A 19,632-nucleotide genomic window follows, 5' to 3' on the forward strand; every position below is an offset into this window, starting at 1 on the left:
CGCCGCACGCTCAGAAAGCTGTGCAGGAAACAGATGACATCAGCGCAAGTCAGCGGCACGGAAGGATATGCCAGCGAAGCGGAACAGTTGTTCCTGCGCTACGAAAGCATTCCGGCGGCTGAAAATCACCGCCATGTCCTGCATCTGATACCCAAAGCCCCGGCCCGCGTGCTCGATATCGGTTCAGGAACTGGACGGGACGCAGGCTGGTTCGCAAGCTTCGGGCATCGTGTTATCGCCGTCGAGCCTACCGACGCCCTGCGTATCCCCGCCATGACGCTGCATCCCTCTCCTCTGATCGAATGGCTCGACGATAGCCTGCCCGACCTGGTCCGCCTGCGGGCACGCGGCGAGACGTTTGATCTCGTGATGCTGACTGCGGTGTGGATGCATCTCGACCAAACCCAGCGTCAATATGCGATGCCGAATCTGGCCTCGCTGATCGGGTCAGGCGGCACTATCACTATGACGATCCGGCATGGGCCCGTGCCGCCCGCGCGGCGGATGTTTGAAATCCCCGCCGAGGAGACTATCGCGCTCGCGCAGGCGCACGGCTTGCGCTGTGTCTTGAATGTGGCTTCTGAATCCCACCAGAAGAGAAATCGCGCCGCCGGCGTCACTTGGACAAACTTGGCGTTCGTGAAGGCAGACGCTTCGGGCTCATTTTCGCGCTAACTGAGCCCGGCTCTTCTCAAGACGCGCGTCGAAACAAAGGGCGAGAGCCTCGCTCCGATTCAATCAAGCCGAAGCAGCCCTATGCCTGGAGGGTCGGCGCCGGCGCGGAAACCGGCCGTTTCCTGGCAGCCAATTTCTTGCCGGACGCTCTGACACGGCTGCTGCCGTTCAGTGATGTCCCATTCAGCGACATGCCATTGGCCGAATGGCCGTTCAGCTTGAGCCTCTTCTTCGACGTGCGCTCGGCCTCTGCCTTCAATTTATCCTTCAGCTTCGCGTCGGCCTTGGCCAGTTTTTCCGCCTGCTTCAGCGCCTTCCGCTCGGCCTTCGCCTTCAGCCGCGCCTTCTCCGCCCGCGCTTCGGCACGCTTCTTCTTGCGCTTCTTCTCGCAGGCTGCGCATTTGCAGCCGATCGGCTTCAGATAGGCTTTGAAATAATCGGTACCGTAATCGTAGTTGATCTCCTCGCCCGGCTCGATGTTCTTGATGGCGCGGATGAACACCTTGCGTTTACGGGGTTTGACATCGGATTCGGCGTTCGGCCGGCAGGAATGGTTGATATAGCGGGCGATGTTCTTGCGCACCGAGCCGTCGATGGTCCAGCGGTCGTTCAGTTCGAACAAATACTTGTTCTCGATCGCGTCTTCTTCTTTCTTCTTCGAATCAAGAAGCGGCCCGAAATAGCGGATAATCTTGGTGCCCTTCTTGATCGGCTTGGTGGCGAAAAGGCCAAGTCCGGTGCGGGAGCGGCCGACGCGATAGGGTTTATTCGAAGGAATGGATGGCATGACGATTGGATAACTGCGCGCTCGAAAAACGAGGAATTGAAGCCGCCCTTCTAGGACGATTCCGCGGCGATGTCAGGTGTTTCGCGGCGTTTCCGTGAACCTTCCCCAGATTGCGCATGTCTGATCTTCGAGGTTCCAGAGCAAATGAGTGGCAGGATGAAACGTTCCCCACAATTGATCGCATTGGCCGCAGCTCTGTTGTCCGATCTGATGTCACCGGCGAACGCCCAAACTTTCAGCAGCAGCTACACGTCTACCGCGCCAAAGGACTGCCACACCGTCGGCAAGCCCGAATCCGACGGCAGCACGACGCAGGTCTGCCCCGGCAAATGGGGGCTGGTGGTACTGATCAGCGAGGGCGATCTGCGCGAAACCGTCTCGGTGGGACGAAACCGCGAGGCCGCCGCCAAGGAGCCGGCCGCGGAGGCCTGGTTCGGCCCCTTCAATTCGACCGGCCACACCGTCGAATGGCGGGCGGTCGACAGCAGGCCGTTCGCGATCATTCAGCGCTGGCTGATCGCCGATAACAACGACCTGGACAAGACCGGCAACCCGATCACGAAACCGATGCTCGCGGTGACACGGCTGCCGCCCGGACCGGTCTGCCACGTCGCCCATATCGACGGCCAGGCCAACCGCAATGCCAACGAGCTCGCGCGCCAGGCCGCGGACGAATTTGCGCGTGATTTCAAGTGCGGCAAGGACGAAGTGAAGGTGATTGGCGAGCGCGGCCGCGCTGTGGAATTGGCAAAGCGGTGATGGTAGACGCAGTCCGGCGCTTTCTTGCCGCATTAACGTCAAAGCTTCGGGCTTGAGTGCTTGAACCTTGTCAAACCTTATTATTTCACCGCATTACCCGGGGCAGCGATGCACATAAAACTCTTGGCACTCCTCATCGCCGGCATCGCCCTCTCCGGCTGCTGCGCCTCCGGAACTGGCTGCTCGACGCAGACCGCGGGCGCGCCGATTGCCTGGGACGGGTTGGGTGAACCGCCGACCGCAGATGGCGAACAAGCCGGGGTGGCCAAGCCAAAGCGGAGGACGGCGCGCAACCGCGAGATCATTCTGGGCCCGCTGAACGAAGCGTCTTCCAGGGACAGGTCAGCCGGATCGGGCGTCAAAGCGGCATACGAAGACTGGACGCGGCAGCCCAACGAAGACGCGGAAGCCGACGCAAGGCTCGCGCGGCAAACCAAGATTTGCAGGGGCTGCTGAGCGGCACGCCAACCGCAACCCGCCGCGCAGCTCCATCCCGCCTGCGAACTCCCGCAGAGCGGCCACCGTCTTACGCCCCCGGCGGTCGTGGCACTGTCGAGCGCAACATTGCATCCAGAAGCCGGTCGACGCCGGTCCCCTCGGGCAGCCGGTGCAGGATGTCCTTGAGCCTTCCATCAAGCAGCAGCGTGGTGAAGCCGTGCACCAGCGACCACGCGCGGGCAATCGCGGCGGCCTGGTCGAGCGACAAAGCCTCCAGCGCTTCGCCGGTGAGTTTTTCGTTGCGGCTGAGGCTCACCGCGGTGGCCAGTCCTTCGAAGGAGGCGGTCGCCGCCTCGTGCAGCGAGGGCCGTGTCATGTCGAGCCGCTCGGTACGGAACATCAGCCCGTACATGCCGGGGCGCGCCTGTGCATAGGCGACATAAGCCTTGGCGCGCGCCAGCGACTTCATGAGTGGGAGCGTTTCGGTGTTGTCCGCCGCGATCATCGCCGCGTTGAAGCGCCGGAATCCGATGGCGGCAAGCTCGCTCAGGAGTCCGGTGAGATCGCCGAAATGATGGGTCGGTGCCGCATGCGACACGCCGGCCTCGCGCGCAACCGCCCGCAGCGTCAGGCCAGACAGCCCGTCGCGTTCCAGCACCCGCTCCGCCGCGGCGAGCAAGGCGTCGTGCAGATCGCCGTGATGATAGGGCGTCTCGCCGGACGGACGGCGACGCCGGCTGGCCGGCCTTTCGGCTACAGTCTTCGCGGGCCTGCGCTTCGCGGCCGGGCGGTTCGTTTTGGTTGCTCTCGATAATCTTGCCATGCGACTTCTTATAACCGCAATTTTTACACTGTAAAGATTTTGCTTGACGGCGGCTCGCAGTATTCCTACTGATATCTTTACGATGTAAAGATAAAGCCGGAGGAAACGCGATGCTCGACCAGGTAACGACCGAGATGGCCCGGACCAATCTGGCGCCGATCCCGATGGAATGCGACGCGGCACACCTCAAGGTGACCGGCGAATTACCGCGCGAGCTTAACGGCACGCTTTATCGCAACGGCCCCAACCCACAATTCGACGCGCCCGGCGCCCACTGGTTCGTGGGCGACGGCATGCTGCACGCCTTTCATCTCGAGAACGGCCGCGCCAGCTATCGCAATCGCTGGATCCGCACCCCGAAATGGCTGGCCGAGCACGACGCCGGCCGTGCGCTGTTCGGCGGCTTCGGCCGCAGGCTGCCGGGTACGCCTGCTTCGGTTACGCAAGACGGCGGCGTCGCCAATACCAACATCATCTTTCATGGCGGCCGCCTGCTGGCCCTTGAGGAAGGCCATTTGCCGACCGAGATCGAGCCTGGCACCCTCAACCGGCTCGGTTATTGCGATTATGGCAAAGGCATCTCCGGACCGTTCACGGCGCATCCCAAGATCGATCCCGTCACCGGCGAGATGGTGTTCTTCGGCTACAACGCCGCAGGCCCCCTCACCCCCGCCCTCTCCTTCGGCTCCGTCAATGCCGCCGGCGTAGTAACGCGCTTCGATCGCTTCGAGGCCCCCTATGCGAGCATGGTGCACGACTTCATCGTCACCAAAAATCATCTGCTATTTCCGATCCTGCCGCTCACCGGCAGCATCGAGCGCGCCATGACGGGCCGGCCGCCCTATGCTTGGGAGCCGGACAAGGGCGCCTATGTCGGCGTCATGAAGCGCAACGGCTCCGCCAAGGACATCGTCTGGTTTCGCGCCGAGTGCTGCTACGTCTTCCACGTCATGAACGCGTGGGAGGACGGCGACCGCATCATTGCCGACGTCATGCAGTACGAGGAGCCGCCGCTGTTCACCCATCCCGACGGCACGCCCACCAATCCCGCCAAGTCGCGCGCCCGGCTGTGCCGCTGGACCTTCGATCTCGCAGGCAATACCGATCGCTTCACGCAAACCTGGCTCGACGGCATTACCGGCGAATTCCCCCGCGTCTGCGATCGAAGCGTCGGTTCAGCCAACCGGCATGGATGGTACGCCTGCGCCAATCCCGACCTGCCGACTTCAGGCGGATTGTCGGGCCTGGTACATGTCGACGGCAATGGATCGCGGCTTGGCCAGTACCTGCTGCCCGCCGGCGATACGATCTCGGAAGCAGTGTTCGTTCCACGCGGCGATGACGCCAGCGAGGGTGACGGCTGGCTGATGTCGGTGGTCTGGCGAGCCCGCGAAAACCGCAGCGACCTCGCGGTATTCAATGCCACCGATGTCGACGCCGGACCGGTGGCACTGGTGAAGCTCGGACATCGTGTCCCCGACGGCATCCACGGCAATTGGGTTGGCACGGCCTAAGCGCGCTATAGCCTCCGCGATGCCGGGGCGCGACGTTGTCGCACCCTACGTTGCAAGCGTCGGCCGAGTCGGCGGCATCAGGATCACGCTCGTTTTGCTGCTCGCCTGTGCCCTCATGTTTCTCTCGGTCGCGATATTGGGCGCCTGAAGCGCCCGCAAACCGTTGCAAAGACAATCACAGATCGTCGCGTCGTCGAATTTAGACAGTGTAAAGATTTCGCTTGACGAGTCCCGGACCGGCTCCTAGTGTATCTTTACGCTGTAAAGATTAGCCCGAGAGGCTGCCATGACAATCTTCCTGATCCTTGCCCCCTTCGGCTCCTTCGCCCTGCTGATGCTGGTGACGTCGGCCCAGGTCAGCCTGTTCGCTTCGGCCGCGATCTGCCTTGCTGTCGTTGCCATCGACGTCGCTCGCGGCCGTTCGATCAAGATGCTCGGCGCGAGTTGCGTCGTCGTTTTCGCCGGGATAGGCGCTTGGGTCACGCTGATCGATCCGAACCTGAGCAACTCGGCCGTCAAGCTGGCAACCGATGTCGGCGTGCTGGCTATCTCGCTGGCATCGCTGATCATCCGCAAGCCGTTCGTGCTGCAATACGCGCTGGAAGCCGTCGACAACGAGACGACCAAGCTGCCCGGCTTCATCAAGGCGATCTATATCATCACCTGGGCCTGGACCGGCGCATTCGTCCTGATGATCGTCGGCAACGTGCTGACGATCTATGTGCCGGGCTTCCCACTCTGGATCGGACTCGCCATCGCATTCGCCGCCCGCAACAGTGCCGCCTATTTCACGACATGGTATCCACAATATCGCAGGGCGAAGCATGGTGTCCCGCCGGCGAACGCCCTACCCGGCGCCAACTAAAGATACGCTTCCAACCGAAACACGATCAGCAGAGAGCAAACCGATGAAGGACGTATTCGCCAGACTGGGCGCCGACTTTTTCTCCACCATCCTATTCATCGCGATCTACCTGACGACTGACAACGTGCTGCTGGCGACTGCCGTCGCGATCGCTGGCGCAATTGCGCAGGTGATCTACTCCCGCATCGAGGGCAAAGAACTCGGTTACATGACATGGGCCAGCCTTGGGCTCGTCATCGTGCTCGGCAGCGCGACGCTTCTGACCCACGACCCGCGCTTCGTGTTGGCGAAACCCGCAATCGGGCATTTCGCGATCGGCGTCATCATGCTCAAGCGCGGCTGGATGTTGCGCTACATGCCCTCCATCGTGACCCAGACCATTCCCGAATACGTCACTTTCGCGGGTTACGCTTGGGCCGCACTGTGCTTCACACTCGCCGCCGGCACGATCGGTGTCGCGATGACCGGCGACATGAAGCTGTGGACGTTCTACGTGACCGTCGTGCTGGTCGGCGCCAAGATTGCCGCCTTTGCAGTTCAATACGTCGCGTTTCGTATTTTGGTCGGCAGCCGGCTTCGCGCCGCCGCCCAGCAAGCCTGAAAAACACGCGTCAAAAAGGTGCTTGAGGCGATTGGGCTTGTGTGGCGAGATAGGCTATACCGCGCACGAGTTTAGCGGATCTCGCAGGCCATTCCGGCTTGCCGTGGAAATGTCGGAGAGACAAAGATGGCCGTGGACGGAAACTGGAACATCACCATGAGCACGCCGATGGGCGAGCGCAAGGCGACGCTGTCGCTGCAAAGCGCGGGCGGCGCGCTGACGGGCACGCAAGGAGCGGACGGCAATTCCGGCGAAATCTTTGACGGCACCGTCAATGGCGACGACGTCGCCTGGAAGATCTCCATCACCAATCCGATGCCGCTCACGCTTGCCTTCACCGGCAAGATTTCCGGCGACACCATGTCCGGCGAAATGGGCATCGGCCCGATGGGCAGCTTTCCGTTCACGGGATCGCGGGCCTGACGGATGAGGAGGCCACAGCGCCTCCTCGCTTTGTCATCCATGTATAGGATCGTTCTGCTTTCGATCGCCGCCCTCGCCTCGCCGACGAGGCCGGCGATCGCGCAAACGCCGGCGCCCGAACCGAGGTGACGAATTGCAGCTAAGGTTGGGTCACGACCAGATCTGCATCGGCAGACCGTAAGCGTCACGTGGCGCTATGCCCTCCGGAAAGCAGCCGGCGGCGTCGCGTGCAGCAATCGCAACAGCACAGGCGTCAAGCACGTCGTCGCATTTTGCACCGGTACCGAAGCGTTCGTTAGTCAGCCACCTGTCGATAGCCCTGATCCCTCCCCGCTTCAGCAGCAGACGACGAAGGCGGATTCCAGCTTCCGACTTCTTCGACGGCAACGGCTTGCAATCGTTCAGGCGCAAGAAGACCAGTTCCGGGTGAGCCTCGCGAATGTCGTGCGAACGATTAGCCCGCACGAACGCATCCGACTCCATGATCTTCGACCCGAGGTGCCAGAGCTGGCGCGACACCCGCTTCTGGCCGCGCTGGAATGCATCTCGATTGGCTTGGTCGGGATCGGAGAATTCAGTCCATAGCCAGCGCCGCGCCCCGGTGAACACGCGCGATGAATGCGGCCGTAACCTCTCGCGGGCAAGGAGGTCGCAGGTCCGCTCGCCGTCATCGGTCATACCAATGGGGATGTCGATCGCGGCGCGATCAAAGCCGATGGACAGCGCACCGGCAATGTCGCGGCAGAACCTGATCTCACGAAGGTCGCCGTCAAGGAGCACGGCGACCCAGCCCTTGCTGAAACCGTCGAGGCCGAGCGCCCTCACCCCAGGTTCAATTCCCTGAAGAAGTCGTTGCCCTTGTCGTCGATGATGATGAAGGCCGGGAAATCCACCACCTCGATGCGCCAGATCGCTTCCATGCCGAGTTCGGGATATTCCACCACCTCGACCTTCTTGATGCAGTGCTCGGCGAGATTTGCCGCGGCTCCGCCGATCGAACCGAGATAGAAGCCGCCGTGCTTCTTGCAGGCCTCGCGGACCGCGACCGCACGGTTGCCCTTGGCGACCATCACCATCGAGCCGCCCGCCGCCTGGAACTGATCGACGAAGGAGTCCATCCGCCCCGCCGTGGTCGGGCCGAACGCGCCGGACGCGTAACCGTCGGGGGTCTTGGCGGGACCGGCGTAATACACCGGATGGTTCTTGAAGTAATCCGGCAGCGGCTCACCCTTCTCCAGCCGCTCACGCAATTTGGCGTGCGCGGAATCGCGCGCGACGATCATGGTGCCGGTCATCGAGACCCGCGTCTTGATCGGATATTTCGACAGCGTCGCCAAAATCTCCTTCATCGGCTGGTTGAGGTCGATCTTGACGACCTCGCCGCCGAGCGACTGCTCGACCGCGGGCAGATACTGCGCCGGGTTGTGCTCGAGCTCTTCGAGATAGACGCCGTCTTTCGTAATCTTGCCGAGCACCTGGCGGTCCGCCGAACAGGAGACGCCGAGCCCGATCGGGAGCGAGGCGCCGTGGCGCGGCATCCGGATCACGCGCACGTCGTGGCAGAAATACTTGCCGCCGAACTGCGCGCCGACGCCGAGTGACTGCGTCATCTTCAGAATTTCCTGCTCCATCTCCAGATCGCGGAACGCGTTGCCGTCGGCCGAGCCGTGGGTAGGCAGCGCATCGAGATAGCGCGCGGACGCGAGCTTTACTGTCTTCATGCAAAGCTCGGCAGAGGTGCCGCCGATGACGATGGCGAGGTGATACGGCGGACACGCCGCAGTGCCGAGCGTGAGCACCTTCTCCTTCAGAAACGCCAGCAAACGATCCTTGGTCAGAACGGAAGGCGTCGCCTGAAACAGAAAGCTCTTGTTGGCGGAACCGCCGCCCTTGGCCATGAACATGAACTTGTAGGCCGAATCTACTTCTGAAGACCCACCCTCGGCGTAGATCTCGCACTGCGCCGGCATGTTGTTGGCGGTGTTCTTTTCCTCATACATCGACAAGGGTGCAACCTGCGAATAGCGCAGGTTACGGCGCAAGTAAGCGTCACGCGCACCTTCCGACAACGCCGCCTCGTCGTCGCCATCGGTGATGACGTTGCAGCCCTTCTTGCCCATGATGATCGCGGTGCCGGTATCCTGGCACATCGGCAGCACGCCGCCGGCGGCGATGTTGGCGTTCTTCAGGAAATCGAAGGCGACGAACTTGTCGTTGTCGCTGGCCTCCTTGTCTTCCAGGATCGAGCGGAGCTGCTTCAGGTGGCCGGGCCGCAGGTAGTGGTTGATATCGCCGAAGGCAGCCTCCGACAGCGCCCGCAACGCCTCGCGCGACACCACCAGCATGTCCTTGCCAAGCACCTTCTCGACCCGCACGCCCTCGGTCGTGATCTTCTTATAGGGCGTGGTGTCCGGCCCCAACGGAAACAGCGGCGTATGCTTGTAGGGCGGAACGGGTTTCTGGTCGGGAAATGCGGTCGGGGCGTTCATGTCGATATCTCGGGTTGGAGCCGGTGGCAGCCAGAACGGCGCCGCGGCGGTAGACCCGTTCTAAGCATTTTTCGAGCAAAAGGAAGGTTTTGCTGGCCCGGCACACAAGGCCGAAGTCGGGCAATTTTCGGCCGCCAATCGGCGATTGAACCGTTCCCAGCCATCTCCAGACAAACCCGAGACTTTCGATACTCCCCAACCGATTGCGATGGTAATGAACTCCGCCACCACAGTGCCCGACGCAGCTTCCGTTCCGATCCGTCCCCCGCGGCTGCTTGGGCTGTATCTGTTTCTGATCATCATTGCCGCGATCGAAGCTTTCGACGGGCTCTCGCACGCGCCGGTCCTGTTCGGCGACATGTCGCAAGTTCCTGGCCATGGCGTCGGCGGTGCGATCATCAAGACGTATATTGCAAGCCATCCGGTGCTGGCGTTGGCGGCGCTGGGGTTTGCAACCATCGGAAGGCTGCGTTACGCCATCCTCGCGCTTGGCGCGCTCGTGCTCATGACCTGGCTGAATTTCATGCCCTCGGTGGTGCGGCACGGCTTGGATTTCCGTGGCGTCTCCGCCTTCGAGACGCCGGTCCGGATCATCGCGTTTCCGCTGATGGCCGCCTGCGCTATCACGCTTGCCGCACGCGGCGAGCGGCTGGGACTGGCCACTATGCTGGTCAGCATTCCAACGCTGTACGGCGTGGCCTCGGTGATCGCCTTCGGCATCGGCATTTTCCTCTACGGGTTCTGACACTCGCAAGATCGGATTGACTTCCGCCCGCGCTCCTTGCAGGAAATCCGGGCTTCAATGGTGCATGGGGGCATTCATAATGGCTTTGGGACCACAATTTCGCCGATCGACCTTGCTTGCCGCCACGCTGGCGCTGGTCGCCACGGCCGCTGCATCGCCGGCACACGCCGACCGCTGCGACGATATCGCCAAGGAATTGAAGAACCAGATCGACGGCCTCAAGATCAGCGTCAATACCGGCAACATGATCTATCTGACGCATCCGGCGGCGAAAGAGCTGTCGCTCGGCTGCCGCGGCCGCAATTACTCCAACGAGCTCTATGCCAAGACGGACCGCAAGCCGAAGCCACAATTCTTCGAACTGGTCGCCTCGGCCGGCGCCATCATTTTCACGATTCCGAAGCCCGACGTTGCGACCGGCTCCTCGCGCTGCATCAAGCGCATGGGCATCCTGCGCGGCGACAAGGTTTCCATGCGCTTCCGCCGGCTCAACATGGAATGCACGCGCACCAAGACCGAAGCCTCGATCGTGGTGACCCGCGGCAAGGACGAATAGGCCCAAGCCACTCCCGATCCGTCGCATTCTAACGATTCCGCGAGGCGTCTGTTCACCATTGGACGGGATTGACGGCATTGGCGCGGGATTGCCGGGCCGGATTCACCAACCGTTCGTTTCAACCCGGCCAGTGTGGGAGGCAACCAATAGGATGCTTCCGATGAATGTCTCTGCTGTCCCCGCAACGGTGGTGGTCAAAGCGCCCGAAGTCCCCGTGTTCAAGGCTCCCGACAAGACCCCCGACGTGCAGAACGGCGCTGCCGCCGACGGCACCCGCACGCCGAAGCCGACGCTGGTCGCTCCCCTGCCGCCGGGTCAGGGAACGCGGATCGACCGACTAGCTTGAGCCAACCATCCGGTTGTCGTCACCCGCCAACGGGTCGGCGCGTAGCGCCGCCCGCTGACAGGCTCCAGCGGGTGAACCAGTATTCCAGAGACGTCGCCTTGAGCCGATAGGCCGCGGCGTACTGGATACCCGCCTTCGCGGGGATGACAGGCGAAGGAAGCGGGTACCCTTCCCCATCAGCGCCGCAAGTTTGCCGAAAAAATGCGCGATCCTGTTGCGCGTGGGGCCAATGGAGCCCGCGCATGATCGCAAAACTTCTGCTGCAGAACACCATCGTCGTCGTCGGCATGGGCGCGCTATTGTTCGCCGCGGCCGGTTCGCTGGACTGGCCGGGGGCGTGGGTGATGTTGATCGCCAGTGCGATCCTCGGGCCTGCCTGCGGATTGTGGCTTGCCAAGACCGATCCCGCGCTGCTCGCCGAGCGCATGCGGCCGAAATTTCAGGCCGACCAGCCCACCGCCGACAAGATATTCATGCTGGTATTTGTCGCGGCGCTGCTGATGTGGCTCGTCGCGATCGGCCTCGACCGGCGGGCCGATGCCTCCGATGTTCCGCTGCTGCTGCAGGCGCTCGGCCTTGCGATGTTTTTACTCTCGATCGCGTTCATCATGTGGGTGTTCCGCGAAAATTCGTTCGCCGCTCCGGTCGTGAAGGTGCAGGCCGCGCGCCACCAACGCGTGATCTCGAGCGGGCCCTACGCCTTCATCCGCCATCCCATGTACAGCGCCGTCATGCTGTACTTCATCGGAATACCGTTGCTCCTCGGATCGTGGTGGGGTGTGGCGTTCGCACCGGTATTCGCCGTGCTGTTCGCCATTCGCGCCCGCATCGAGGAGCGCGCATTGGTCGAAGGGCTTCCAGGTTATGCTGACTACGCCGCCCGCGTGCGCTATCGTCTGGTGCCTGGGATTTGGTGAGAAGGATGACGGAGAGATGCCCGATAGCAAGACCTATACCGGCGGCTGCCATTGCGGGCAGGTACGCTTCGAATGCACCACCGATCTGGCGATGGTGACCGCTTGCAACTGCTCGATCTGCACCAAGAAGGGGCTGCATTTCACCTTCCTCGACCCGAAGAGTTTTCATCTCCGCGCCGGCGAGGAAAATCTGAAAGAGTACCTCTTCAACAAGCACGCGATCCACCACCAGCTCTGCGTCGATTGCGGCGTCGACGTCTTCGCACGCGGCAAGAAGCCCGACGGCACCGACGTGGTGGCGGTCAATGTGAGCTGCTTCGACGGCATCGAGCTGTCGAAGTTGAAGATGACGCCGGTGGATGGAAGGAATATGTGACGGCGGTGCGGTCTGAGGTATGGTGCTAGCGCACCATCCCGGAATGACAGCATCAAGTATCCAGCACCTTGTATCTCCGGAAAATACCGTCCTCGTTGAATGCAATCCTTCGATCGCTCGCCAGATACGCCTTGATGTTCGGCCGGACCGCGACGCGGTCGCGCAGATCGACGAGACAAGGAATTTCGCTCTCGAAGGCCTTCATCCGTTTCGGAAATGCATAGCGCAGGCCTTCGACGATCTGAAACAGCGACAGGTCGACATAGGTCAGGCGGCGGCCGGTGATATATGTCCCGCCATTGGCCTGCAGCAGATCTTCGAAATAGCCGAGATATTTCGGCACGCGCGCGTTCCAGAATTCATCGGTGCGTTTCTTCGCCGGGGCCTTCTGCTCCTCGTAGTAGAGCGAGGGACCGAGCGGATGATGGGTGTCGTGAACTTCCAGCACCAGATCCGCAATCGTGAGCTGTAGTTGGTGCACCCATAATCTGCCGGCTTCCGCCTTCGGCGCCAGCCCATGCCGTGATCCGAGATAGAGCAGGATGTTGGCCGTCTGCCCGATCACGAGCTTCCCGGCCTTCAGGAACGGCGGCGCGAAGGGCGGCGTTCCCTTCCCAACTTCCATCATGCGCGTCATCGCCGCCATGCCGTTGCCGTGGCGCGCCACGTCGGTATAGCCGACGCCCGCCTCTTCCAGCGCAAGACGCACATACTCGCCGCGGCCCTGAATGGTCGGCCAGTAATAAAGCTCGTAATGCATCGAAGGCGCCTCCTGGATCCGGACTGACAGGCCAAACAAATCATGCCGCCATTCGTTCGTCACGCCAGACACTGCGGAACTGGACTGGACGGGAAAGCTTCCGAAAGCCGCGCAAATAGAAAAAGCCGCCTCTGGGGCGGCTTTGATCGACAAACTCTAGAATTGACGGGCTTCAGCGCCGAGCGCCCGGGAAATTTGTCGACCCGAGCGACGCCCTCCTCGTCAGGTACCGGATCGGCCGCAAATGGCTTCAATCATCATCATCGTCACGGTGCCAGCGGCGCATAGGGCCGTAGCCTTCGCGAACGCCGTAGCGCTTGTATGTCGGTCGTCCGCGATCAGCGTCGATGCGGACGCTGCGCCGCTGATAAAATGTCCGTCCGCGGCCGTCGTCTGTGGTGATTGTATCGACGCGGGTGTGCACGCCATTCGACGAGTTAGAGCTGGAGTTCGACGATGTGTTGCCGGCCAGCGCCAGCGGCGTTGCCAAGACGGTAAAAGCCAACGCGACAAGGACTCGTTTCATTAAGGCCTCCGGATTCGGATTGGCAACTCGCCAAGCACTCAGGAGTTCCGCGATCGACAACCGGATTGCACGAGCAAGAAAATAGGCTGAACAAGCTCCGCGACATCGAGAGGGCACGAAGCATACCGATGTTGCGGAACTGTCATTGGACGTAACCTTCGTGCGAAGGACTTCGATTGGTCGATCCTGCTTGTGTCACTCGCCGCGCGAGCGCAAGACCGACCGCCGGTCAATTCGCCGCGAAGCAATAGAACAGCCCGTCGCCACCGGTGCTCTTCAGGTCGGCCTGCGAACAGCCGCCGTCGGACCCGCGCGAGGGATGCGACGAATTCCAGGATTTCGAGGCGTCGTCGTCGCGCAGTCCCACGCGATCGGAATGTCCGACCATTGCGGCGCCTTGCGTCGAACTCGTCCAGTTCCTGCAGGTGCGATCTTCGCCGGCGGTAAACGCGGTGCCGTCCGGCTGCGATCCCGTCAGCACGTCGTGGCGATTGGGCGTATCGCCGCGGCCATTGATGACCTCGCCCTTCTCGCTCAAGGCGGTCTGCTTGGTGAGGCCGTTGGTGCCGTGCAGTTCGGCGACATCCTTGGCAATCACAGTGCCTTTGGCGTTCTGCCACGGCCCCTTGCCGATACGGTCGCGCGCATTCACCGCGGGCGCACCGTCGGCGCCTTGCGTTGAGAGATAGGCGCGCCAGGTCTTGCCTCCGGCACCGGCGGCCTGCGCCAGCGTCTGGCAATGATTGTCGACGCCGGCAAGACCGCCGAGATTGCCGCCATTGCCGATGCCGTTGCTGGTCACGAAGAAGCTGGTATTGGCGGATTGCGCATGCGCAGGCTCGCTTGCGAGAATCGACATGGCGGCGAGGGCGAAGCACGCCGGCGAGATGATCCGGGCGAAGCTGTTCATTGAAGACCTCCCTGTTGTGGGCCGTGTCTCATCAACACGCGGCCGCAATCATTATTCCGGCAGGGGAAGCCCGAAATGGAGCATGCATTCCCGCAAAGAAAAAGGCGCTGCGGAACAAACCGCAGCGCCTTCTTCGTGTTGATGCAGGCGATCAGTTCGTCTGCTGGATCGCCGAGAGTTCCCAGTCGCCGCCGCGGCGGCGGGCGAAGGTCCAGACTTCGGTGGCCTCGATCGGGGTTTCGCTGCCCGCGACCAAACGGCCGGTGGTGCGCTCAAGGGTCTTGTCGACCAGCGAGAACCGCATCGCCACGCTGGCGTAATCGGTTTCGCCTTCGCGCCAGGCTTCCGCAAGGTCGCCCTGCAGCAGCTTGACGTCGGACACCTTGTTGACGTCGTTGCGGGCCTTGTTCTCCTCGAGATCCTTGGAGAAGTAGGACACCATCTCGGGCGTCGCCAGCGTATGCAGTTTGGCGACATCCTCGTTCGACCAGGCGGCCTGAACCTCGCCAAGCAGCCGCTCGAAGGCTTCATAGTCGGCCGGCTGGATTTCCAGCGCCGGCTGGCTCGAACCCAGCCCAAAGCCACCCAGTCCGGAGCGGAAGCTGGTCTGGGCACCAGGGCCTTCAGCAGGCCCACTGGCGGCAGGCGCGTTGGCATAGGCGGAGGCCGGCGCATTGCGGCGCTGCCACCACAACATGGCCAGACGCACCACGATCACGATCAGCGCGATCTGCAGCAGCAGGCCGATGATCGAGGACAGGCCGCCGAGGCCGGAGAACAATCCGCCACCGAACAGCATGCCGAGCAGGCCGGCGCCGAGGAAGCCGGCGGCGAGACCGCCGAGCATGCCCATTCCGGGCCGGTTGAAGAAGCCGCCTTTGTTAGCCGTGGCCGGCGCGCCCGCTGCAGGGGTGCCTGGCTGCGTAAAGGTGCGGTTCATGGGTTGCGCCGTGCCCGGAGCGGTGGTCGTGCTCGGGGGCGCCGAATAGGTCCGCGATCCCCGCGAACCGGAGCTGCCGCCGCCGCCAACGCGGGCGTCAGCCGCTTCGATTGTGATCGCCAATGGAACCGCCACCGACAGGACGATGGCCATCGCCCGTACAATTCCGCGCGCAGTCTGCGTGAAATTCATGTCTTTTTCCTCATTCCCCTCCATGGGGAAGTGCCCCTAAGATGGGCAGAGCCAGCCAAAAGTGAAGCAAATATCGGGAACGGCGGCTGCGGCCCTCAGTCGCGGGGATGTGACGATTTGGCCGTAAACTCGGCATTCACCATATGCAGCAGGCTTTCGGCGCGGATTTTATGAGGCCGTCATCGTCTGCTTGACCTTCTCGACCAGCGCGGAGAGCGCAAACGGCTTCGGCAGGAAGGCGAATTGTTCGTTCTCCGGCAAGCTCTTGTCGAAAGCCTCTTCAGCGTAACCTGAGACGAAGATGATCTTCAAATTCGGATTGCGCTTGCGCATTTCGCGCAGCAGCGTCGGACCGTCCATTTCCGGCATCACCACGTCGGAAACGACGAGATCCACCGCACCGTCCTTTTCGTCCAGCGCCTCCATCGCCTCGATGCCGTTGGAGGCCTCGATCACACTATAGCCGCGCGAACGCAGACCGCGCGCATTCAACGACCGCAAGCCGTCCTCGTCTTCCACCAGCAGGATGGTGCCCTGCCCGGTCAGGTCGGGCCGCGGCTTCGGCAGCCCGGCCGCCCCTTCCCTGGCCGCGCCATTGGCGGCGGGCGCCTCCGGCTGCGCTTCCAGCTCGGGCCGATGACGCGGCAGGAAGATGCGGAACGTGGTACCTTCGCCGGGCGTGGAGTCGACATAGACGAAGCCACCGGTCTGCTTGACGATGCCGTACACCGTGGAGAGACCGAGCCCGGTGCCCTTGCCGACCTCCTTGGTCGAGAAGAACGGCTCGAAGATCTTGTCGACGATGTCGGCCGGGATACCGGTGCCGGTATCGGAAATGTCGATCCGCACGTAATCAGCGGCCGGCATGCCCTTGTGCGAAAGCTGCGCGGCTTCGTCCACCGTCACGTTGGCGGTCCTCACCGTCAGTTTGCCGCCATCGGGCATCGCATCGCGCGCATTGACCGCGAGATTGACGACCACCTGTTCGAACTGCGAGACGTCGACCTTGACCGGCCAGAGATCGCGGCCGTGCACGAGGTCGAGCTTGACCTTCTCGCCGATCAGGCGGCGCAGCAGCATGGTGAGGTCGGAAAGCGCATCACCGAGGTCGAGCACCTGCGGCCGCAACGTCTGGCGGCGCGAGAACGCGAGCAGTTGCCGCACCAGCGTCGCCGCGCGGGTCGCGTTCTGCTTGATCTGCATGATGTCCTGGAACGACGGATCGGTCGGCTTGTGCGCGTTCAAGAGGAAATCGTTCGCCATCATGATGGCTGACAGCACGTTGTTGAAGTCGTGCGCGATGCCGCCGGCGAGCTGGCCGACCATGTCCATCTTCTGCGACTGATTGATCTGGTTTTCCAGCGTGCGCCGCTCGGTGGTCTCGAGCAGATAGACGATGGCCGCTTCGGTGTCGCGCTCGTCCTCCTCGACGGCGGTAACGAAGAACTGCCCCCAGCGCTCCTTGGCGCCGTCGAGCATGACTTCCACCGGCGCGATGTCGCCCTGCCCTTCGGCCGCCTGGTTGATCGCCGAGATCAGAAGGCTGCGGTCGCGCGCATTTACCGTGCGGAAGATCGACTTGTTGGCCGCGCCGTCCGAGCTCAGGCTTTGCGCGAGCTTGGCAAAGCGGGCGTTGGCGCGCACCACCGTGCCGCCGCGGTCCACCGTCGCAATCGCCATCGGCGTATGGTCGAAGAACCGCATGAAGCGGACTTCGGCTGCACGTTCGGGGTCGGAATGCTCGTCGCGCGTGCGGCTGATCACGAGCGTGCGCGACGAACCCGGCGAGCCGTCGGCGCCGAAGGCGAGCTTGTGGTAGAGCCGCACCGGCATTGTCTTGCCGCCGCGCATGCGCAGGTCGATGTCGAACACTTCGGTTTTGACCTCGCCGGGTACCGCCACGATCGAGGTCAGGAGCGAGGCGCCATCGCCGGAGACGATATCGTTAAGCTTCAACCCGCCGGATCCGATCTCGGCGAGATCGTAATCGAGCCAGTTCGCCAGCGTGGCGTTGACATAGATGACGTCGCCAGCCGGATCGACCGAGAAGAAGCCGCATGGCGCATGATCGAGATATTCGATCGCGTGCTGCAGTTCCCGGAACACATCTTCCTGACGCTCGCGGTCCCGCGTGATGTCGGCGATCGACCACACCGCGTATTTTGCTTCGCGCTTGCCCTGGCCGAGCGGGCGAACCCGCATCCGAAGCCAGCGGCCCTGCGCGCCGTCAGAGCCGGCGATGCGGACCTCCTCCTGCTGCCGCTTGCCTTCACGGGCGGCCTTGAGCAGGCGGAACACGGCTTCGGAGACGTCGGGATTGCCGATGAAGACGCGCTCGACCGGCCGCACGTCCTGCGCGGTGGCAGCTCCGGTCAGCGCCAGATAGGCGGCGTTGGAATAGACCACATGGCCTTTGGGGTCGGTCACCGCCAGCCCGTCATAGGCGTGATCGGCGATGCGGCCCATTACCGGATCGTCGGCGCCGCGGTCGGTGAAGCGGATGATACCGGCGGCAAAGGCGAACAGATTGAACAGGCCGACCATGGCCAAAAGTGCCAGCACGCCGAGAATATAAGGCTGAGCCTGGGCACGGCCGATGGTCATCAGGGCCACCGCCACCGCGACGATGCCGGCGGCCACCAGCAACACCAGCACGATGCTACCGCCCCGCCGCGCCGGCTCGTGGGCCGCGAAGGGCTCGGTGGGCGGATGGCTGTCGGTTTCGGCGGTCATCTGAAGAGGCACTGCCCGTCGGCAAGGAGGTGACGCGCGGGGTCGCGCGCCGCTCCTGAGTGCCTGAATCGGACCCGCAAGCGCAAGTCCATCAGGCGGTTATTTGACAGGTTGAAGGCATTTCAAGGCGTTTTTCCAGCGGTTCCCCTCACATTCCTCGGTTAGCAAACCCGTTCTTGAGGCGCATGACATAGCCGATGATCTCGGCCACCGCGTGATAGTGCTCGACCGGAATCTCCTCGTCGATATCGACGGTGGCGTAAAGCGCGCGCGCCAACGGCACATTCTCCACGATCGGTATGTCGTGCTTCTTGGCGATCTCCCGGATCTTGAACGCGATGTTATCGACGCCCTTGGCGACGCAAACCGGCGCCGACATGCCGCGATCGTAGGACAGCGCCACCGAATAGTGAGTCGGGTTGGTGATGATCACGCTGGCATTGGGAACGGCGGCCATCATGCGCTTCTTCATCCGCTGCACGCGCAACTGCCTGATACGGCCCTTGATGTGGGGGTCGCCTTCGGACTGCTTGAACTCGTCCTTGATCTCCTGCAGCGACATCTTCTGCCGCGTGTACCATTGCCGGTACTGGAAGAAGTAATCGGCGATCGCGACGGCCGCCAGCATCGCCACTACCGCACCCATCAACTGCAGCGTCAGGTTGGTGGTAACGTCGAGGATCGCCGAAGGATCGAACATCAGGAACGATTCCAGCCGATGACGCTCGGGCCACAGCACCGCCATCATGACGGAGCCGAGCGCGATCAGTTTGAACAGCCCTTTGGCGAAGTTCGCCACCGCCTGTTTGCCGAAGATGCGTTTCAGCCCCGCGCCGGGCGATACTTTACTGAACTTCGGTTTGAGCGATTCCGACGACCACACCAGCCGGTGCTGGATCATGTTGCCGGCGATCGCGGCAAGGGCCAGCATCAGCAGCGGCACGCCAATCGCGCCGAGCACGGCGTAACCCAGCGTGTTGCCGAGCGCGAGCAGCGCCGCGCCGTCGGCGCGAAGCTGGCCTGCATTGGCGATCAGGTTACGCAGCGGCATCAGAATGCCGCCGCCGATCGATCCCGCGAACGTCGACAATATCAGTGTGCCGCCCGCGATGATGAACCAGGTGTTGACCTCCTGGCTCTTGGCAACGTCGCCCTTGGCAAGCGCATCGTCGAGACGTTTTTGCGTAGGGTCTTCTGTTTTGTCGTCGGTATCGTCGGCCATCGTGGCATCCTAGCATTTTGTTTGAGCATGATCTC

At 62.6% G+C, this 19,632-nt stretch carries 21 protein-coding genes; 11 read left to right on the top strand and 10 right to left on the bottom strand.

The genetic code is table 11. From position 1 onward, the window contains the following. The first annotated feature begins 87 nt into the window (after positions 1-87). On the top strand, positions 88-675 hold the full coding sequence (locus V1273_RS23785) for a class I SAM-dependent methyltransferase (protein ID WP_334411037.1): 588 nt from the start codon (positions 88-90) through the stop codon (positions 673-675). Positions 676-754: 79 nt separating this feature from the next. On the opposite strand, the gene V1273_RS23790 is transcribed toward V1273_RS23785, so the two are convergent. Then, complete coding sequence (locus V1273_RS23790) at positions 755-1,462, bottom strand: SET domain-containing protein (protein ID WP_334411038.1); 708 nt, start codon at positions 1,460-1,462, stop codon at positions 755-757. Positions 1,463-1,618: 156 nt separating this feature from the next. On the opposite strand from V1273_RS23790, the gene V1273_RS23795 reads away from it, so the two are divergent. Further along, positions 1,619-2,221 carry a hypothetical protein gene (locus V1273_RS23795; protein WP_442894107.1) on the top strand — a complete coding sequence of 201 codons (603 nt, stop codon included), beginning with the start codon at positions 1,619-1,621 and terminating at the stop codon, positions 2,219-2,221. Between the two features lie 526 nt (positions 2,222-2,747). On the opposite strand, the gene V1273_RS23800 is transcribed toward V1273_RS23795, so the two are convergent. Then, positions 2,748-3,482, bottom strand: a complete 735-nt coding sequence (locus V1273_RS23800; protein WP_334363685.1) for a TetR/AcrR family transcriptional regulator — start codon at positions 3,480-3,482, stop codon at positions 2,748-2,750. A gap of 110 nt (positions 3,483-3,592) precedes the next feature. Here V1273_RS23800 and V1273_RS23805 point away from each other — a divergent pair, with 110 nt between their 5' ends. From V1273_RS23805 to V1273_RS23820, 4 genes are all read left to right on the top strand, one after another. Beyond that, complete coding sequence (locus V1273_RS23805; protein ID WP_334411040.1) at positions 3,593-4,996, top strand: carotenoid oxygenase family protein; 1,404 nt, start codon at positions 3,593-3,595, stop codon at positions 4,994-4,996. A gap of 286 nt (positions 4,997-5,282) precedes the next feature. Beyond that, positions 5,283-5,861, top strand: coding sequence for a hypothetical protein (locus V1273_RS23810; protein WP_334411041.1), 579 nt, complete (start codon positions 5,283-5,285; stop codon positions 5,859-5,861). Between the two features lie 43 nt (positions 5,862-5,904). Continuing rightward, a complete protein-coding gene (locus tag V1273_RS23815; RefSeq protein WP_334411042.1) occupies positions 5,905-6,462 on the top strand; it encodes an inner membrane-spanning protein YciB in 558 nt (185 codons plus the stop codon). Between the two features lie 126 nt (positions 6,463-6,588). Beyond that, positions 6,589-6,885 (top strand): hypothetical protein, encoded by a 297-nt coding sequence (locus V1273_RS23820; protein WP_334411043.1) that lies wholly within the window; start codon positions 6,589-6,591, stop codon positions 6,883-6,885. A gap of 150 nt (positions 6,886-7,035) precedes the next feature. On the opposite strand, the gene V1273_RS23825 is transcribed toward V1273_RS23820, so the two are convergent. Continuing rightward, positions 7,036-7,710, bottom strand: coding sequence for a DUF429 domain-containing protein (locus tag V1273_RS23825; protein WP_334411044.1), 675 nt, complete (start codon positions 7,708-7,710; stop codon positions 7,036-7,038). After that, entirely contained in the window at positions 7,707-9,374 is a 1,668-nt protein-coding gene (locus V1273_RS23830) for a fumarate hydratase (protein ID WP_334411045.1), read from the bottom strand. Before V1273_RS23830 ends, V1273_RS23825 begins: the two co-directional genes overlap by 4 nt. Positions 9,375-9,588: 214 nt before the next feature. Between V1273_RS23830 and V1273_RS23835 the strand changes: the two genes are divergently transcribed. The 5 genes from V1273_RS23835 (at position 9,589) to V1273_RS23855 (ending at position 12,314) form a co-directional block, all read left to right on the top strand. Then, the gene (locus V1273_RS23835; protein WP_334363696.1) at positions 9,589-10,119 is read left to right on the top strand and encodes a hypothetical protein; all 531 of its coding nucleotides are present in this window, start codon (positions 9,589-9,591) and stop codon (positions 10,117-10,119) included. 79 nt (positions 10,120-10,198) lie between these two features. After that, positions 10,199-10,675, top strand: a complete 477-nt coding sequence (locus tag V1273_RS23840; protein ID WP_334363697.1) for a hypothetical protein — start codon at positions 10,199-10,201, stop codon at positions 10,673-10,675. Between the two features lie 160 nt (positions 10,676-10,835). Further along, complete coding sequence (locus V1273_RS23845) at positions 10,836-11,021, top strand: hypothetical protein (RefSeq protein ID WP_334411046.1); 186 nt, start codon at positions 10,836-10,838, stop codon at positions 11,019-11,021. 242 nt (positions 11,022-11,263) lie between these two features. Further along, positions 11,264-11,938 (top strand): isoprenylcysteine carboxylmethyltransferase family protein, encoded by a 675-nt coding sequence (locus V1273_RS23850; protein WP_334411047.1) that lies wholly within the window; start codon positions 11,264-11,266, stop codon positions 11,936-11,938. A 16-nt stretch (positions 11,939-11,954) separates the two neighbouring features. Then, on the top strand, positions 11,955-12,314 hold the full coding sequence (locus V1273_RS23855; protein WP_028348664.1) for a GFA family protein: 360 nt from the start codon (positions 11,955-11,957) through the stop codon (positions 12,312-12,314). Between the two features lie 52 nt (positions 12,315-12,366). Here the strand turns inward: V1273_RS23855 and V1273_RS23860 are convergent, their stop codons facing one another. From V1273_RS23860 to flhB, 6 genes are all read right to left on the bottom strand, one after another. Then, complete coding sequence (locus V1273_RS23860; protein ID WP_334411049.1) at positions 12,367-13,074, bottom strand: glutathione S-transferase; 708 nt, start codon at positions 13,072-13,074, stop codon at positions 12,367-12,369. A gap of 250 nt (positions 13,075-13,324) precedes the next feature. Beyond that, the gene (locus tag V1273_RS23865) at positions 13,325-13,600 is read right to left on the bottom strand and encodes a hypothetical protein (RefSeq protein WP_334363701.1); all 276 of its coding nucleotides are present in this window, start codon (positions 13,598-13,600) and stop codon (positions 13,325-13,327) included. 229 nt (positions 13,601-13,829) lie between these two features. Continuing rightward, a complete protein-coding gene (locus tag V1273_RS23870) occupies positions 13,830-14,459 on the bottom strand; it encodes a lectin (protein WP_334412257.1) in 630 nt (209 codons plus the stop codon). 202 nt (positions 14,460-14,661) lie between these two features. Beyond that, the gene (locus V1273_RS23875; protein ID WP_334363702.1) at positions 14,662-15,666 is read right to left on the bottom strand and encodes a Tim44 domain-containing protein; all 1,005 of its coding nucleotides are present in this window, start codon (positions 15,664-15,666) and stop codon (positions 14,662-14,664) included. Between the two features lie 144 nt (positions 15,667-15,810). Next, positions 15,811-18,375 (bottom strand): cell cycle histidine kinase CckA, encoded by a 2,565-nt coding sequence (gene cckA, locus V1273_RS23880; protein WP_334411051.1) that lies wholly within the window; start codon positions 18,373-18,375, stop codon positions 15,811-15,813. A 148-nt stretch (positions 18,376-18,523) separates the two neighbouring features. Beyond that, positions 18,524-19,597 (bottom strand): flagellar biosynthesis protein FlhB, encoded by a 1,074-nt coding sequence (gene flhB, locus V1273_RS23885; protein WP_334363704.1) that lies wholly within the window; start codon positions 19,595-19,597, stop codon positions 18,524-18,526. Positions 19,598-19,632 lie beyond the last annotated feature (35 nt).

The sequence above is a fragment of the Bradyrhizobium sp. AZCC 1721 genome (assembly GCF_036924715.1).
Lineage (GTDB): Bacteria > Pseudomonadota > Alphaproteobacteria > Rhizobiales > Xanthobacteraceae > Bradyrhizobium.